Source organism: Pseudomonas sp. 2835 (genome assembly GCF_050435905.1).
Lineage (GTDB): Bacteria > Pseudomonadota > Gammaproteobacteria > Pseudomonadales > Pseudomonadaceae > Aquipseudomonas.
Genome location: NZ_JBNDLE010000022.1, coordinates 41,118 through 56,900, shown reverse-complemented (window position 1 = coordinate 56,900; position 15,783 = coordinate 41,118). Strand labels below are relative to the sequence as shown.

General features: G+C 65.9%; 19 protein-coding genes. 1 reads left to right on the top strand and 18 read right to left on the bottom strand.

Annotated elements, in window-relative coordinates:
• The first annotated feature begins 12 nt into the window (after positions 1–12).
• Positions 13–258 (top strand): DUF1272 domain-containing protein, encoded by a 246-nt coding sequence (locus ABIE20_RS23560; protein WP_045198320.1) that lies wholly within the window; start codon positions 13–15, stop codon positions 256–258.
• 323 nt (positions 259–581) lie between these two features.
• On the opposite strand, the gene ABIE20_RS23555 is transcribed toward ABIE20_RS23560, so the two are convergent.
• The 18 genes from ABIE20_RS23555 to ABIE20_RS23470 form a co-directional block, all read right to left on the bottom strand.
• On the bottom strand, positions 582–1,424 hold the full coding sequence (locus ABIE20_RS23555; RefSeq protein WP_429507680.1) for a CsgG/HfaB family protein: 843 nt from the start codon (positions 1,422–1,424) through the stop codon (positions 582–584).
• Positions 1,425–1,452: 28 nt separating this feature from the next.
• Positions 1,453–1,872 carry a curli assembly protein CsgF gene (locus ABIE20_RS23550; RefSeq protein ID WP_429507678.1) on the bottom strand — a complete coding sequence of 140 codons (420 nt, stop codon included), beginning with the start codon at positions 1,870–1,872 and terminating at the stop codon, positions 1,453–1,455.
• Complete coding sequence (gene csgE / locus ABIE20_RS23545) at positions 1,869–2,264, bottom strand: curli production assembly/transport protein CsgE (protein ID WP_045198315.1); 396 nt, start codon at positions 2,262–2,264, stop codon at positions 1,869–1,871. Before csgE ends, ABIE20_RS23550 begins: the two co-directional genes overlap by 4 nt.
• Entirely contained in the window at positions 2,261–2,791 is a 531-nt protein-coding gene (locus tag ABIE20_RS23540; RefSeq protein WP_429507676.1) for a type II secretion system protein, read from the bottom strand. The genes csgE and ABIE20_RS23540 overlap by 4 nt, the downstream gene beginning before the upstream one ends.
• Positions 2,766–3,140: a type II secretion system protein gene (locus ABIE20_RS23535; RefSeq protein ID WP_429507674.1), complete on the bottom strand. Its 375-nt coding sequence runs from the start codon at positions 3,138–3,140 to the stop codon at positions 2,766–2,768. The genes ABIE20_RS23540 and ABIE20_RS23535 overlap by 26 nt, the downstream gene beginning before the upstream one ends.
• 5 nt (positions 3,141–3,145) lie before the next feature.
• A complete protein-coding gene (locus tag ABIE20_RS23530) occupies positions 3,146–3,622 on the bottom strand; it encodes a prepilin-type N-terminal cleavage/methylation domain-containing protein (protein WP_429507672.1) in 477 nt (158 codons plus the stop codon).
• 3 nt (positions 3,623–3,625) lie between these two features.
• On the bottom strand, positions 3,626–5,449 hold the full coding sequence (locus tag ABIE20_RS23525; protein WP_429507671.1) for a secretin N-terminal domain-containing protein: 1,824 nt from the start codon (positions 5,447–5,449) through the stop codon (positions 3,626–3,628).
• On the bottom strand, positions 5,446–5,946 hold the full coding sequence (locus ABIE20_RS23520) for a hypothetical protein (protein ID WP_429507670.1): 501 nt from the start codon (positions 5,944–5,946) through the stop codon (positions 5,446–5,448). The genes ABIE20_RS23525 and ABIE20_RS23520 overlap by 4 nt, the downstream gene beginning before the upstream one ends.
• Positions 5,946–6,494, bottom strand: coding sequence for a type 4a pilus biogenesis protein PilO (gene pilO, locus ABIE20_RS23515; RefSeq protein WP_429507669.1), 549 nt, complete (start codon positions 6,492–6,494; stop codon positions 5,946–5,948). Before pilO ends, ABIE20_RS23520 begins: the two co-directional genes overlap by 1 nt.
• Positions 6,481–7,023, bottom strand: a complete 543-nt coding sequence (locus ABIE20_RS23510; protein WP_429507667.1) for a PilN domain-containing protein — start codon at positions 7,021–7,023, stop codon at positions 6,481–6,483. Before ABIE20_RS23510 ends, pilO begins: the two co-directional genes overlap by 14 nt.
• Before the next feature lies 1 nt (position 7,024).
• Positions 7,025–7,852 (bottom strand): hypothetical protein, encoded by an 828-nt coding sequence (locus ABIE20_RS23505; RefSeq protein WP_429507665.1) that lies wholly within the window; start codon positions 7,850–7,852, stop codon positions 7,025–7,027.
• Positions 7,803–9,503: a GspE/PulE family protein gene (locus ABIE20_RS23500; protein WP_429507664.1), complete on the bottom strand. Its 1,701-nt coding sequence runs from the start codon at positions 9,501–9,503 to the stop codon at positions 7,803–7,805. The genes ABIE20_RS23505 and ABIE20_RS23500 overlap by 50 nt, the downstream gene beginning before the upstream one ends.
• A gap of 53 nt (positions 9,504–9,556) precedes the next feature.
• Positions 9,557–10,093, bottom strand: coding sequence for a response regulator (locus ABIE20_RS23495; protein ID WP_429507662.1), 537 nt, complete (start codon positions 10,091–10,093; stop codon positions 9,557–9,559).
• 228 nt (positions 10,094–10,321) lie between these two features.
• Positions 10,322–10,969 carry a SurA N-terminal domain-containing protein gene (locus ABIE20_RS23490; RefSeq protein ID WP_429507660.1) on the bottom strand — a complete coding sequence of 216 codons (648 nt, stop codon included), beginning with the start codon at positions 10,967–10,969 and terminating at the stop codon, positions 10,322–10,324.
• On the bottom strand, positions 10,966–12,501 hold the full coding sequence (locus ABIE20_RS23485) for an ABC transporter substrate-binding protein (RefSeq protein WP_429507659.1): 1,536 nt from the start codon (positions 12,499–12,501) through the stop codon (positions 10,966–10,968). The genes ABIE20_RS23490 and ABIE20_RS23485 overlap by 4 nt, the downstream gene beginning before the upstream one ends.
• Before the next feature lie 3 nt (positions 12,502–12,504).
• A complete protein-coding gene (locus ABIE20_RS23480; RefSeq protein ID WP_429507727.1) occupies positions 12,505–13,128 on the bottom strand; it encodes an SCO family protein in 624 nt (207 codons plus the stop codon).
• A gap of 17 nt (positions 13,129–13,145) precedes the next feature.
• Positions 13,146–13,793, bottom strand: coding sequence for an SCO family protein (locus tag ABIE20_RS23475; protein ID WP_429507657.1), 648 nt, complete (start codon positions 13,791–13,793; stop codon positions 13,146–13,148).
• Entirely contained in the window at positions 13,790–15,769 is a 1,980-nt protein-coding gene (locus ABIE20_RS23470; RefSeq protein WP_429507655.1) for a YncE family protein, read from the bottom strand. The genes ABIE20_RS23475 and ABIE20_RS23470 overlap by 4 nt, the downstream gene beginning before the upstream one ends.
• Between the last annotated feature and the right edge of the window lie 14 nt (positions 15,770–15,783).

Below are 15,783 nucleotides of genomic sequence, written 5' to 3'. Positions count from 1 at the left end.
GAGGACCTGACCATGCTCGAACTGCGCCCCAACTGTGAATGCTGCGGCAGCGACCTGCCCGGCGATAGCGCGGATGCGTTGATCTGCTCGTTCGAATGCACCTTCTGCCGCGACTGCAACGAGCGTCAGCTCAAGGGCCAGTGCCCCAATTGCGGTGGTGAGCTGGTCAAACGCCCGGCGCGCTCGGCAGCCAAGCTGGTCAACAACCCGGCCTCGACCCAGCGCATCGTCAAGGAACAGGGCTGCCCGAGCCATTGAGGTAAACCTGATTGGCAAGGTGTTGCCTTGCATCGCCGGCAAGGCTCCACACAATGGATCTGCATGCGCCGGACCTGTGGGCTGGCTTTGCCAGCGCTCGTAATCCAGATGCCACCTGATGTGCTGGCTGTACCGGCCCCATCTCCGGCAAGGCCGGCACACAATGGATCTGCATGCGCCGGACCTGTGGGAGCTGGCTTTGCCAGCGATCGAGTGCGCAGCGCTCGTAATCCAGACGCCACCTGATGTGCTGGCTGTACCGGCCTCATCGCCGGCAAGGCCGGCTCCCACAATTTTGGGAGCTGGCTTGCCAGCGATGGGTTTCACGGGCTCTGGTACTGGCTCAGGTATTTATCCAGTACCGCCTTGTCGCCGGTGCCATCCCCCGCCACCTGCCACAGGCGCCGTTCAATGCCCTGGGCCAGCAAGTGCCCCACCGCCGCCTCGATCGCCGACAGCACACACAGCTGCGCCGGTTCGTTGGTGGTGTAGCCGACCTCGGCTTCGAGCAGTTTCTTGAATTCGATGAACTTGAACACCCCGGCGCTGCGCCCGACCGAGTAAATGGTCTTGCTGGTCATGACATTGGCCAGCACCTGTCCGCTGCGCACGTCCACCGCCCGCAGGTTGACCGAGACCTGGTCGACCCGGTACTCGCGCGACAGGTCGATGCCCAGGTAACGCGCACCCTCGCCACCGCTGCGCACGTTGGTGTCGTAGGCGATGATGCCGCCTTCGAGCATCAGGTTGGCCGCCTGCAGCGGTGGCAGTTCACCCTGGATGTTCACCGGGGTGTCGGGCTTTTTCTGCGAGGCGCGGATGATCTTGCGTTCGGTCAGCAGGTTCTGCAACCCTTCGCGCTCGAGCACCACGAACCAGCCGCTGGCCTGCAGGGCGTCCATCAGCATGCTCGCCGCCCCCTGGGTGACACTGGTGGAAAACGAGCTGGCCGGAGTCGGCTTGTATTGCCCGGTCTGGTCGCGAAAACCATACACCACCGCCATCAGCCGGCCCTTGGGTCGCGGCATGTTGAGAAGGTCGTAGTAGGTCGAGGCGCGCGGCGTGAGGGTCGGGCTTTCGCTGTCCTGTTCGGCCGGCATCGGTTCGCGCAGGCTGCAGCCTTGCAAGGCGGCCAGGATCAGCAGTGTGCTCAGAATTCGTTTCATGGCTGGTTCTCCCCGTTGTCCTGGCCCTTCAAGGGTTCAGGCCGTTGACCTGAATTTCCGAGATTTCCCCGGTCACCCGGTCGGTCACCTGAATGCTCAGGGCCCCCGAGTCGTCGATGACGTTGATGATGAAGGCGTCGGTCTGCAGGCTGCCGGTGTTGCCGTTGTTGATGTTGGTCAGCAGTTGCGAGAGCAGGCGCGACTCCAGCTGGCTGGTGAAGCGCTCCAGTGCCGAGGTGCTGGCAAAGGCCGAGGCGCGGTCCTTGATGGCCGGGTCTTCATGATCGTTCTGCGCCTGGGCGTTGTTGAGCAGCCAGGTGCCGTTCAGCGGGTTGCCGCCGAACGCCGGGTTGACCGGGGTGTAGACCAGTTCCGTGGCGCTGGCTGCACTGGCGAGGCTCGCCAGCAATACCAGGGAGGCCAGGCTGCAGGTTTTGTTGTTGTTCATAGCTCGTCCCTCTCCAGATCAGTGGTGTCCTGCAGCAGCATCTGCAGCTTGCGCTGGATGATCTGCGCCTTGACCAGGTCCGCTGCCTCGTAGGCGGCGTCCTTAAGCTCGGTGGTGTTGGGTGGCAGAAAACGCCGGTACAGCACGCGTTGCTCGTACTCGACCGTTACCAGGCTGCCCCAGCGCGGGTCGGGTCGTTCGCGTACCACCAGGTTGAAATCCAGGCGGCTGGTGGCACGCAGCCGCTCGGCGAAGCTGTAATAGAAGTCGTGACCGATGTGCGAGATGGTGTTGTCGACGATAAAGCCCATCATCTCGTCCTCGGCGCCGCCCCGGGCAGTACCGGCCAGCAGCACCAGGGCCAGGGCCAGGGCACTCAGGCGGCGGTTCATTGCCCGGCTCCCTGGGCCAGGCCCTTGCGTGCGCCGGCGGCGCTCTCGTTGAAGGCCTTTTCGGCGACGAACTGCCAGTCGCTGTAGTGTTCCAGGCCTTCGAACTCCGACCATTGCCCGGCAAAACCGGTGCGCTTGAGCGGCATGGCCTCGGAGCGGCTGTAGACGCCAGTGATGCGCCCGTCGATCGAGCGCATCAGGCCCCAGTCGTCACTGCCGGTGATCGGGTCGGGGTACAGCTTGCGCAGGTGCCGCTTGGGGTTGGGGTAACGGCTATCCTCCAGCAGTTCCTCAAGGCTCTGCGGGTACTGGGCCAGCCCCGGCGAGCTACGAAAGTAGCTGCGCAGGGCCTGGGCGTACTGGCCGCCGACCCACAGCAGCTCGCGTTCGCGCTCGCGCTGGGCGAGGGTCGACCACAGCGTGCCGGTGGCCGCCAGGGCCATGCCGGTGACGGCGATCAGCAGCAGCACGCCCAGGTAGGTGAAGCCTGCCTGCCCGGCATTACCACTCGGCATAAAGGCTGCCATCACGGGCCCTCCCGGTTGAACCGCTCTTGATGTCGGCAACGGCGCCGGCGACGCCTTCGGGCGGCGCCACCACCTGCCAGCCGTCACGACGTTCGGTGATCGGGTCCAGCGGCGCGCCGCGCAGGTAGCGCTGCTCGACCAACTGCTCCAGCGACTCGGGGTAGCGGCCGGTGTCGCCGTAGTAGTGGTCCAGCGCCTCGCGCATCACCGCCAGGCTCTGGCGCAGGGTGGTCTCGCGCGAGGTCTCGAGGCTGTTGAAGTAGCGCGGCATGGCGATGGTCATCAGCGTGGCGATGATCGCCATCACCACCAGCAATTCGATCAAGGTAAAGCCCTGGTTGCGTTTCATGCTGCTCACCATTGCCCGTAGGCGATGCCGTTGAGGCCCTTGCCACGGGCCCGGGAATACACATCGAAAACGTCTTCACCGTCGCGCGGGTTCTGCGCCGGACTGTCGTAGGCACGCAGGCCCCAGCCGCCCTGCTCGTCGTCCTTGCGCGCGGCCAGCAGCGGGTCTTGGGGAATGCGCCGCAGAAAGTAGAACTTGGCGCCCTTGGCACTGCGCACATCGCGCACGCCATCGACCAGCACCTGCAGGTTCGGCGGGTAGCCGCTGGCATCGAGGGACTTCTCGATATAGCCGGCGTCGAAGGCGCGCTTGTAGGCGTCGATGGCATCGCGCAGTTGGTACAGCGCGGTGCGCAGCTCCTGCTCCTTGTTGCGCCGCACCAGGGTTTCGGTCAGCGGCGCGGCAATCGAGGCCAGCAACCCGAGCAGCGCCAGGGTCAGCATCACTTCGATCAGGCTGAAACCTGCCATCGGTCGTTTCATGACTTACGGCCTCACTGCGGTCGGTACCGCGGCAATGGGTTGCTCGTCGTCCACCTCGATGCTGCGGTTGAGGTTGCGGATCTGCATGCTGGTTTCGGTACCGGTGGCAAATTCCATGTCCGACGGGCTCTGGTACGGCAGGTTGCGGATGATCCGCGGGGTGATCGACAGCACCAGCTCCGACTGGCTGTTGTCGCTGCGGTTGCTGCCGAACAGCCGGCCCAGGCCGGGAATGTCGCCAAGCCCCGGGATCTTGTTGCCGCTGCCGCCCTGGTCGTTGCGCATCAGCCCGGCCAGCACCTGGGTTTCGCCGTCGTGCAGACGCAGGCTGGTCTGGGCGTTGCGGGTGTCGACCTGGACCGGGATGGTGCCCTGGCGGGTCGGCTCCAGCGGCTTGGCGTTGCTGACTTCCAGGGCCACCTTGATCGCCACTTCGTTGTTCAGGTGCACCACCGGGGTCACTTCGAGCTTGAGGCCGACATCCAGGTAGGTGACGCTTTCGGTAATCACCGGGCCCTGGGTCGAGGGCACCGAGGTGGCGCTGATGATCGGCACCCGCTGGCCAATGTGGATGCGCGCCTGTTCACGGTTGCTGACACGGATCACCGGGCTTGCCAGGGTGTTGATGTCGTTGTCCTGGGCGTTGATCTTGGCTTGCGGCGCCGGGGCGATGCTGATGCGCGAAGAGTTGATGCCGCGCAACTGGTCGAGGGTGCCCACCGGGTTGCCGTCGGCGTTGAGGATGCCAAAGGTGTTGGGCCACTGCAGGCCGAGCTCGAGGATCCGCGAACGGGCGACCTCCATCACTTCCACCTCCAGCACCACTTCCGGGTTGGACTGGTCCTGGGACTGCAGCAGTTTCTCGGCCATGCGCACGGCGTCGGGAGTGTCGCGCATGGTCAGGGTGTTAAGGCGCTCGTCGACGAACACGTCGCGGGTCTTGAGCATGGTCTTGACCATGTTCAGCGCAGTGTTGGCGTCGATGCTGGTCAGGTAGAAGGTGCGCATTACCAGCTCCTGGTAATCCTTGATCTTCTGCGGCGAGTCCGGGTAGATCAGCAGGGTGTTGTCGTTCACCACCTTCTGGTGCAGCTGGTTCTGTTCCAGCAGCAGGGCCACGGCGTCTTCGATGCGCACATCGCGTACGAAGATGGTCGCCTTCATGTCCGGGCGCAGGTCCTTGTCGAAGATGAAGTTCAGCCCCGCCACCTGCGACAGCACCTCGAAGATGGTCTTCAGGTTGGCATCGCGAAACTCCAGGGTCACCGGCCGTTCGAGCTTGCTGCGCAGTTGCGGGTTGGGCTGGGCGGTGCGGCTTTGCACCAGCTCGATGTCCTTGCGCAGGGCCAGGCCACCTTCGTTCTGCGGGTCGAGCAGCAGCACTTCACGCATGTGCCGCTCGGCGCCGAACAGGTCGCCGCTGCGCAACGCCGCCTGGCCCAGGGCAATGCGCTCGCCAAGGTTGCGCATCTGCTCGATCTGGCGCACCGCATCCAGGGCCCGGCGGTTGTTCGGCTCCAGGGTCAGCACCCGCCCGTAACCTGTGCGCGCACCGCCGAAGTCATGGCGGCTGCGGTCGCTGTCGGCCTGGGTCAGCAGCGCCTCCACCGCCTGGCGCCGGCCCTGGATCAAGGCGATGTTCAGTTCGGTGTCGCGCGGGTGTTCCTTGAGCGCGTCTTCAAGCTGGGCGATCCCGGCCTCGTACTGGCCTTCACCGATCAGGGCCTGGGCGTCCTTGCGTACACCCGAGGTGCCGCAACCGGCCAGGGCCACACACAGGGCAAGCATCAGGTACGGCGCTTTGTAGCTGAGCCTTGGCGAATTCATGGTGCGCTCCCTACAGACAAGGTCTGCGACAGGTGCAATGGCAGGTAGACCAGGCTCAGCTCCGTTGCGGAGATCTGCTCGATCCGGTAGGTGTCATCGATCACGTCGCCACGGCGCACGACGTAGAGTTTTTCGCCGCTTTGCAGGAACACCTGCTTATCGTCGCGATCATCAAGGCGGCCGACGAACTGAAATGGCAGTGCGGGGGCGACAGGCGCCATGGCCACCGGGGCCATCACCACCGGCTGTTCGGTGACAGTGGTGACCTGCACCGCCGGCTTCCAGCTCTTGCTCGGGAACAGGTCGCGGGGCTGCAAGGCGGCGGGTTTGGCGGCTTTGTGCACTTGCGCAGTGACGCTTGCAGAAGCCTTGTTGGCGCGCACAACAGCCGCCTCGCCGTCTTCAGCCGCCTCGTCGAAGAAATACCCCGGCGCCCAGGCCAGCACCGCGGCGGCGCCGAGAAAAGCCAGCCAGGCCAGGCTGCGTTGAGTGTTCATCATGACCTCGACAGGTAAAGGGTCATACGGATGCGCCCGGTCAGCTCGCGGTCGCCGATCTTCTTGCGCTGCAGGTCGATGTCTTCGAGCACCAGCGCCGGCAGCTCGCCAAGCAAGGCATGCACGTAACGGCGGATCTGCGGGTAGCTGCCACGCACCGGCAGGAGGATCTGGTAACGCGCAAGCTGAGTCTTGGGATCGACCCCCAGGGCGTACTCGCCACGGGCCAGGGTGATCTGCTCGGCCTTGGCCAGGGCGTAGATGCGGTCGATGGCTACGGTGGCCTGAGGCTGGGCCGGCAGCTGTTTGTGAAAGTCTTCCAGCTCGTGCCTGGGCACCTGCGGCAACTTCAGCGTGCCTTGCTTGAACTGCACGAGCTGGGCCAGGGCCTGGTCGCGCTGCTGCTCCAGCTGTTGCAACTGCTGCCATTGGCCGAGCAAGGCAGTAACGCCATACAGCAGGGCCAGGGTCAGCAGCCCGGCACCGGCCAGCCCCACTACGCCGAGCTGGCGGGCACGTTCATGGAGGATCAGGCTAGGGATGCGCATTGCCGTTCTCCCAGGTGGCCGACAGGTTGAACTGCACCGGATGCTCGGCCTGCTTGGCGATGATTTCGTGGTTGAGCAGCGACACATCGTGCAGCTCGTCACTGGCTTCCAGGCGCTTGTGGAAGGCCAGCATGGCCTCCAGGTCGCGGGCCTCGGCGCTGATGCGCAGCTGGCCCTTGCGTGCGTCGGGGGTCAGGGTGAGCAAGGCGACGTCGTCTTGCGGCAGCCCTTCGAGCATGTTGAACAGGCGCTCCCAGGGCCGTTGCAGCTGCTGCGAGACGCTGCGCATCTGCGCCAGTTTCTCGGCCTGCTCGCGGCTTTGTGCGGCATTGAGCGGTTGCTCGGCCTGAGGCCGTTTGCCCAGTTGCCGGTCGAGCTGTTCAAGTTGCTGTTCAAGCCCGGCCTGTTGTTGATCAAAACCCTGCTGCAGCAGCGCAGTGCCGAGCAGCAGGCTCAGCGCGCATGCCAGCAGCGCCCAGGCGGGCCAACCTGTGCGGGCGGGCTGCAGTTCCAGCATCAGGCGGCGCATTTCAAGCCACCGCCCGTGACATGCTGCACAGCACGTCGCGTACCGCCAGCGGCGCTGGCGCCAGCTCGCACAGTTGCACGCCCGCCAGCGCCGGTACTGGCTCAAGGCGCCCGGGCGTATGCAGGTACACCGGCAGTTGCCCGTCGCCCTGGTGCAGCTCGCTGTGGCGGGCGATCAAGGCCTGCAGGGCCTGGTCAGTGTCGCTGCAGCCCTGGGCGCTGACGTGCTGCCAGGCGCCGTTCTGCGCCAGCAGGCAGACGCTGCGCTGCGGCTCGGCCAGGACGAAGAGAAAGTCGCCCTGCCCCAACTGCTCGGCAAAGTGGTTGTAGGCCGCCATCAGGTAAGGCCGCGCCGAGCGCAGGCGCATCCCCAGGCTGCGGCACAGGGCATCGAGCTGGTCGAGCAAGGCCTGCGGCGTGGCGCTGGCGATGCGCGGGCAACCGGCCGCTTCCGGCGAGACGACGATGCGCCAGCCTTCCAGGCTCTGCCCGTAATGCGCCTCGAAGCAGGCCCGGGCATAGTGCTGCAGCTCGTCCGGGCGGCTGATGGCAACGCTCCAGGGCACCAGGCAGAAGCGGCTGTACTGGGCCGAAAGCAGCACCTGCAACTGCGCGCCTTGGCACGGCTGTTCAGCCAGCAGGTGCTGCAGCGACTCCAGGGCCACCGCCCAGGCCTGGCTGCGCTCGGCGATAAAGTCCAGGCTGCCGAGCCACTGTTGATGGGTTCCCTGGCGTTGGCTCAAACCCACGCCCTGGGCGCCGAGCACGGCGATAAAGCGATCAGGCGATAAAAGTGACACGATTGATCTCCTCCAGGGTGGTCCGGCCATCGCGCACCAGTTCCAGCGCCGAACTGCGCAGCAGGCGCAGGCCGCGTTGGCAGGCCAGGGTCTTGATTTGCGCCAGGGGCTTGCGCTCGACGATCATCTGGCGCAGGTCGTCATCCAGGTGCAGCAGCTCGGCAATCGCCGTGCGCCCGCGGTAGCCGCTGCCCCGGCACTGACCGCAACCACTGCCGTGAACGAAGCGGTAATGACCAACCTGGCCAGGCTCCAGGCCCGAGGCGACGAGCTCTTCCTCGCTGGGTTGCCGGGCGGCGGCGCAATGCGGGCAGACCAGGCGAATCAGGCGCTGGGCCAACACCGCGTTGAGCGCCGAGACGAAGCTGTAGGGGTCGACCTGCATCTGGCTGAAGCGGCCGATCACATCGAAGACGTTGTTGGCGTGGATGGTGGTGAACACCAGGTGGCCGGTTAGCGCCGACTGCACGGCGATCTGCGCGGTGTCCGGGTCGCGGATCTCGCCAACCATGATCTTGTCCGGGTCGTGGCGCAGGATCGAGCGCAGGCCGCGGGCGAAGGTCAGGCCTTTCTTTTCATTGACCGGGATCTGCAGCACCCCTGGCAACTGGTACTCGACCGGGTCTTCGATGGTGATGATCTTGTCCACGCCGTGGTTGATCTCGCTGATCATGGCGTAGAGGGTGGTGGTCTTGCCACTGCCGGTGGGGCCGGTGACCAGGATCATCCCGTAGGGTTCATTGGCCAGGCGGCGCAGGCTGCGCAGGGTTTGCTGTTCAAAACCCAGGGCCTGCAGTTGCACGCCGCTGACGCGATCGGCCAGGTCCTGTTTGTCGAGCACCCGCAGCACCGCGTCTTCGCCGAAGATGCTTGGCATGATCGAGACCCTGAAGTCGATCTGGCGGGCGCTGATGCCGATTTTGAAGCGACCGTCCTGGGGCACGCGTTTCTCGCCGATGTCCAGCTCGGCCATGACCTTGATCCGCGAGATCACCTGGTCGGCGAACTCGCTGCCGCTGACCTTGCTGATGCTGTTGAGCACGCCATCGATGCGGTACTTGATCACCAGGCCGCTGCCGGTCACGCCCAGGTGGATGTCGCTGGCGTGCATCTTCAGGGCATCGTAGAGGGTCGAGTTGACCAGCTTGACCACCCGGCTCTGGTCTTCGCTGATGCTGGCCAGCGACAGGCTCTGCAGGCCGTCGAGCTCGTTGACCGTTTCGTTTTCGGTGTCCAGCGAATCGACGGCGTGAAAGCTCTCTTCATGACGGGCCAGAAAACCCTTGAGCTCGGCGGCTTGCACCAGGTACAGCGGCGCGCCCTGCAGGCACTCGTCGATCCAGGCCAGGCGGGCGTAATCGAAGGGGTCGGCAAACACCCCGAGGGTCTGGCCGGCACACTGGAGGAGGATGAATTCGCGTTTCAGGCACAGGGCCAGGCTGACCCGCTCGAACACTGGCGTGGCGGCGAACAGCGCCGGGCCATCGAGCACCGGGTAATGCAGGGTGGCGCCCAGGCACTGGACAAAGTCGGCAGGCTCAAGGCCGCTGAGCGATTGCAGGGTGTCGAGCAGGCGCTCGCCGCTGAGTTCGGCACTGGCCCTGGCCTGGGCCAGCAGCGCGCGGCCAAGGGGCGCCGGGGTGCTGGCTACAACGGGAGGAACGAGCGACAACGGTTCCATGGCATGCTCTCCGACGCGGGGCGCGGAGAGCCTGGTTCAGCCCTGCTCGCGCGTTATTCCCCGGTGAGCAGTTGGTCGTCGTCGGGCCCCGGAGGCCGTGCGCCATTGCGTCGGCGATCGGCCAGGACCCAGCTACCGTCGAACAACTGCAGGGGGAAACTCTCACTCCTGCTCTGGCGTCGTTCGACGAACCCTGTGTCCTTGTCGGCAGCGCGCCGGTTTTCTCGCTTGATACCCATCAGGTCGAGGACGGCGCGGGCCAGTTCCGCCAGCGGAAAAGGCTTGAACAGGATATGGCTGACACCCAGTTGGCTGGCCCGCTCACGGACCTCGGCGGTCGGGTGGGCGGTGATCAGCACGAAATGACAGCGCATACCTTGTTGGCGCACAGTCTCCAGAACCTGAAACCCCTCCATATCGGGCAAGCGATAATCCAGCACGATCACGTCAGGGTTGGTGCGCTCGGCCAGGCCGATGGCACTTGCTCCGTCGTGGGCAACATGGACGTTCAGGCCTTGGGCTTCCAGGTACGCCTGGATATTGCCGGCAAGGGTCTGTTCGTCATCGACTACCAATACTCTGTTCACCAAGGTCCACTCCCTGAAGCATCGCTGGCCCGGTTTCCCGGCCCGGCACGAGTGCGGCCTTGTAGAGGCTTACGCATGCTTCGTGCCAGGCGTGATACGGCGCAAATCACTGTGCTATGTCGTTGATTCTGTAAGCATAGACGCAAACGGGGGCTAGCCCCTTCCCCAATCCCGGGGATAGATGGCGTTTTGCCCCTAGCCCTGCCCCCAATAGTGGGGGCGGTACTGCGCTCAGTCGATACGCTGCAGTTGACCGCTGTCGCGCAAGCGTTGCAACAACGCCTGACGCGCCTGCGTCTGCAGTTGATCGAGAAGAAGGGTTTTAGCCATTGCAAGTCCCTGCTCCCGTTGGACAGGGTCGCTCGGGCTTTGGTTCTGCCCACGCGCAAAGGTTTTCGCGTGGGCTTCATAGAACGCCAACACCTGCGCCGCGCTTGGCTCGGGCACACGGCTGGCAGCCACGAATACCTGCTGCGCGGCCATCTCCTGACGGGTGTAGGCGGCAAAGCTCTGGGGGTCAAAGCCGGCATCGGCCAGGCGCCGCTCGAACACGTCATTGCTGCCGAACGCCTGGCGCAGGTGGCCGATGCGCGCCTGGACCTCGGCATCACTGACCGTCACGCCCTGGCGCTGGGCTTCCTGCCACAGCAGCTCGCGGTCGATCAGGTCGTTCAGCGCCTGTTCGCGCAAGCGCTTGTACACGCTGGGGTTGCGGATGCTGGTCAGCGCCCTGCCCTGGTCCTCCAGGTACTCGGCAAAATAGCGCTCCAGGCGCATCTGGCTGATCTCCACGCCATTGACCCGCGCCGCCGGCGGCCCGTCCGCGGCGTGCAGCGATACAGCCAACAGGCACAGCAGCAACGGCATCAGGCGGTTCATGGCGACCTCGTCTCAAGGACACTCTGGTAGGCGGCGACCGGATAGAACATCGGGCCGGGCATTTCAACGGTGACCACATGTGCACCGTTCAGGCCGTGACGCCGTCCGGGGCCAAAGCCCAGGGCCGGGGTCAGGCCGGTGTGCACGTCGTGCAGGCCTTCCAGGGCCTGGGTGAGCTTCTCGCGGCTGGCATCGCGTCCGGCACGCTTGAGCGCTTCTTCGAGCAGCTGCATGGCGCACCAGGTACTGACCTGCAACAAGCCCTGGCGGCCATCCAGGCCCTGGCGCTGGCGCATGGCAGTCAATGCCTCGCGGCCCTGGGCCGTCCAGTCGCCGGGGATGAACGGATAGGCCAGGAACACTCGCCGCGACCACGCCTGCGGCACCAGCAGCAGCTCGCTGGCGACCTGGCTTGAGGCGGCGAACAGGTAAGGCGTGCGCCCGGCCTGTTGCAAGGCTTCGGTCAGGCGGCTGAAAGCCGACGCCTTGCCGAGATAGAACAGCGCCTGCCCGGTCGGCGCCTGCTGCTCGAAGGCCTCGACCTTGACCTGGCTCCAGCCGCGCGCCAGCAAGGCCTCGCGCAAACTGGCCGCCAGCGCGGCCTGGTTGGCCTCGGCATAGACGATAGTCACCTGGGCCTGCTGCAACGACAGGCTGCCCTGGGCAAAGTCAGCCAGGCTCAGCAACTGCTCGCGCAACCCGGGCAAGGGGTCGAACACCTGGCGGCTGCCGGCCAGCTGCGGGGCGGCGCCGATCAACGGCAGGCGCGCCTGCTCCAGGCGCGCGGCCAGCGTGGCATCAAGGGCCGGCGCCATCGGCGTGACCAGGGCAAATACCCGCTGCTGCTCGAGCAGTTGCCCCAGCGCCTGTTCGGCACTGGCCTGATCGGGGCCGGGATCGAGATTGACCAGTTGCAAACTGCGGCCATGGATACCCCCCTGGCGGTTGATCTGCTCGATGCGGTCGGTCAATACCGCCGCCACCACTCGCGCAGGCTCGGCCAGGGGGCCCTGGGCCGGCAGCAAGGTGCCCAGGCGCAGGGTCTGTTCCTCCAGCCCCGGGTCGCGGTCATCGGCCAGGCGCTTGAGGTAGGCACTGAGGTTGCGCTGGTCGGCCATGCTCAGGACAAAGCGCGGCATCGCCGGGTCCAGGCGGTTGCCGGCCGGGTCGCGGCCCTCCTGGATCGCACGGGCCAGGCTGGCCTCGGAATAGGCCGGATAACGGCGGCCATTGGCCTGACGCGCGCCCTGCCCGCCGGCCAGGCGTTGCCAGTTCAGCGACGGCGGACGCACCCCGCCCTCGGCCCGGCCCAGGCCATCGTTGCCATGACAACTGGCACAGGGCACGACGCTGGCGGGCACCAGCAGCTCGGCGGCGCCAACCCGCGCCGCCACCTGGGCATCTCTGCTCGACAGGCCTTCGCGGTACAGGCGCTTGCCGGCCTGTTCCTGCGGGCTGAGCTCAAGGGCGCAGGCCAACGGGCTGACCAGCAGCACGCTCAACAGCAGGCCGATGCCCAGGCGCGCGCCCATGGCTCAGCGCCCCGCCAAGGGTTGCGACAGCAGTTGCAGGCGCTGGGCGATGGCTTGCGCCGGCGCGTCCGGGCGGATCTTGCTCCAGCGCTTGTTGGCCACGTCGCCGGCGATCAACTGGGTCGAATGCTGCTCGGGGCTGGGAATCAAGTGGCCCAGGCGCGCCAGCACCCGGTCCATCTGCGCCTTGTCGCCGGTGAGGAACAGCCAGTTGGCGCTGTCCACCCCCTGTTTTTCGGCAAAGGACTTGAGCACCGCCGGGGTGTCGTTCTGCGGGTCGCTACTCAGGGAAATGAAGGTGACCTTGCTGGCCGCCTCCTCGCCCAGGGCCTCGCGCACCTCGCGCAGTTTGCGGGTAATCAGCGGGCAGGCGTCGTTGCAGTGGGTGAAAATCACATTCAGCAGCACCACCCGGTCTTTCAGGACATCTTCGTAGAAGCGCAAGTTGCGACCGTTCTGGTCCTGCAGCACGGTGTCGGTGAAGTACGTGCGGGCGTCACGGGTCCCGCCCTCGGCCGTCGCCGGGGTGGCGTTGGGCGGTGGTGAGCCATGGCCTTCATGGGCCAGGGCCACTGAGCTCAAGATCCACAGGCACAGCGCCAGGGCCATCCAGTCGGTGCTGCGCATGCCACGGCTGACGGCGCTCATGGTTGCACCTCCTGGGCAATGGCGGTGTGCTTGGCGTGCACCCGGCGGGCGCTGAGGCGATCGATCTCGCTGATCAGCAGCTGCGGATCGGTAAAGCCGTAGTAACGCGTCCAGTGACCGCTGTGACCGTCACCGACGAGGATAAGCGGCGGATGCTGGCCAAGGTCGGCGCTGAAACTGCCCAGGCCCTTGAGGGTTTCGTTGATCGCATAAGGGGTGCCGGTCAGCCAGCTCCAGCCCGGACCGTTCTGGAAGGTCTGGGCGTAGCCGAGCAAGCGCTTGGGATCGTCGCGTTGCGGGTCGACGCTGATCGACACCAGTTGTACCTCGGTGCCCACCCGCCCGCCCAGCTGCTTCTGCACCTTGGCCATGATCGAGGAAACCACCGGGCACACCGTGGTGCAGCTGGTGTAGATAAAGCCCATGACCACCAGGTGATCGGCTACCAGGTCCTTTTCCAGGCGCACCGGCATGCCGTTCTGATCGAGCAGCGAGACGTCGGCAAAGCGCACCGAGGTCTTTTCCTGGTGGGCGGCGGGCGCGCCATGGGCGCTGTGGTCGACACCGTTGTGGGCCTGGGCGAAGCCGCAGCTGGCGGCAAGCAGGCAGAGGCTGAACAGTCTGCAGCGATCGAGCAGTTTCATTGCACACTCCTTGGTCCGGCGTCGGATGCTTGCTGTGCGCCGGCAGGCATTACCCGCAGGCTGGTGTAGTTGTTCTCGGCAAAGCGCTTGCCCAGCGACGGCGCCTGTACGTGCAGGTACCAGGCGCCGACTTCAAGTTGCTCCAGCGGCGCCTCGTAGATGCCCTCGCCCACTTCGCGGACCACGCTGGTACGGGCTCGCGAGGTGGGCGCGAGGAAGTAGCGCAGGCTGAGGTCCTTGATTCCGGTGCGCGGCGTACCGTTGCCCTCGCTGATGCGAAAGCGCGCGACAACGGGCCGGCCCTGGTCCACCACCGAGGGGCCAATGAGAAACTCCACCCGCGGCGTCTGCCGGTGCGGGGCGCTGCTCGAAGCCGCCACTTCGGTGCTGAAGCAGTGGATGATCTGCGGCTGGTTGAGCAAAAAGGCGACGTCGAAGGTACCGGCGGCCGGCAGCTTGATGGTCGAGCTGTACACCCCCGGCGCCACCTCGCGCAGGCTGCGGTCGATGACCAGCGCGGCGCGGGCGCTGTGGCCACGGTTGGCGTAGCCGGACATCGGCGCGTTCATGCCTTCGGCGTAGAAGTAGGTGGTGTTGTCCACCGGGTTGACCACAAACACCGAGTTCTCGTCGCGGGCCACGGTCAGGCCCTGGGCCAGCGGCAGGTCACCGGCCTGGCGCGGCGCGGCGGGGCCGGCTTCGAAGCCCTGGACGATCGGCTGGCGGCCTTCGCCGAGGCTTGCCAGGTTGATCATGCTGACCTTGGGCGAGGCCAGGCCGCGGACATAGGCATAGGCCTGGGTGAAGGTCAGCTGGTAGGGTTCGGCGGCCACCGGCAGGCTGTGGATCAGCCGGTCGCTGCTGGCATCGATGACCATGGCCTGGCTTTGCAGGGTGTTGAGGACGATGCCGAAGCGCCCGTCATTGCTGAAGCGCATCGGCCCCAGGCCCTGCTTGCCTTCGATCAGGTGGCGCTGGGTGTGGCTGCGGGCATCGATGACGCTGATGCTGCCGTCGCGGCCATCGGCCACGTACACCGCCTGGGACAGCGGCGAATAGGCCACCGACAAGGGGTGCGAGCCGACCTTGAGGGTTTTCACCAGGCGCATCTCGCTGGCGTCGATCACGCTCAGGGTGCCGCTGTCGCGGTTGCTGACAAAGGCGTAGCGCGAATCGCTGCTGAAGGCGATTTCGTGGTGGCCGGCACCGGTGGCGAAAAACTTCAGGGTCTTGCGGCTGGGCACGTCGATCACTGTCACCCCGCTGCTCTCGGCGTCGCGGGCATTGTTGCCGACCCACAGCAGGCGCTGGTCGGGCTGCATGGCCAGGCGCAGCGGCTGCTTGCCGGCCGGCAGGTTGGCAACGCGCTGGAAGGTCTCGGTGTCGATCAGCGCCACCTCGCCGCGCTCCGGCATCGACACGTAGACCTGCTTGTCATCCTTGCTCGCCACCCAGTCCATCGGCGTGCCCGGCAGTTCGATGCGTGCCAGGGTGCTGGTGACGCCGCCCACCGACACCGACGGATCGATCACGGTGAGGCTGGCGTCCTTGTTCAGCACCAGCAGGAAGTAGCTGTTCAGGTCCAGCAAGGGCCGTGCGCCGATGCTGCTTTTGAGAAACAGCGCCACCCGCGCCTTGCAACTGGTGCTACGGTCCTTGGCGGCCTCGCCACTCAGCGCCGGGTCCAGCCAGGCGCCGGGGGACACCCCCGACAATGGCTGGCCGCTGTTCTGGTCGGTGATCTTGAAGCGCACATTGGCGAAGCTGCCTTCGGTCAATGTCCCACCAGTGCCCAGCGGCCGGGCCTCGAACTCGACGTTAACGCCGTCGCGGCTGAGGCTATGCAGGCCCTGCGGATCACGCTCGGCCAGCTCGCTGCGCGGGTCGCACCACAGGCTTTCGTAACTCACCCCCAGGCCGATCAGTGTCAGGCCCGCCAGCAGGCCCAGGTACAGCGGTCGATTCTTGTTGTTCATGACCTTCCCCTCAC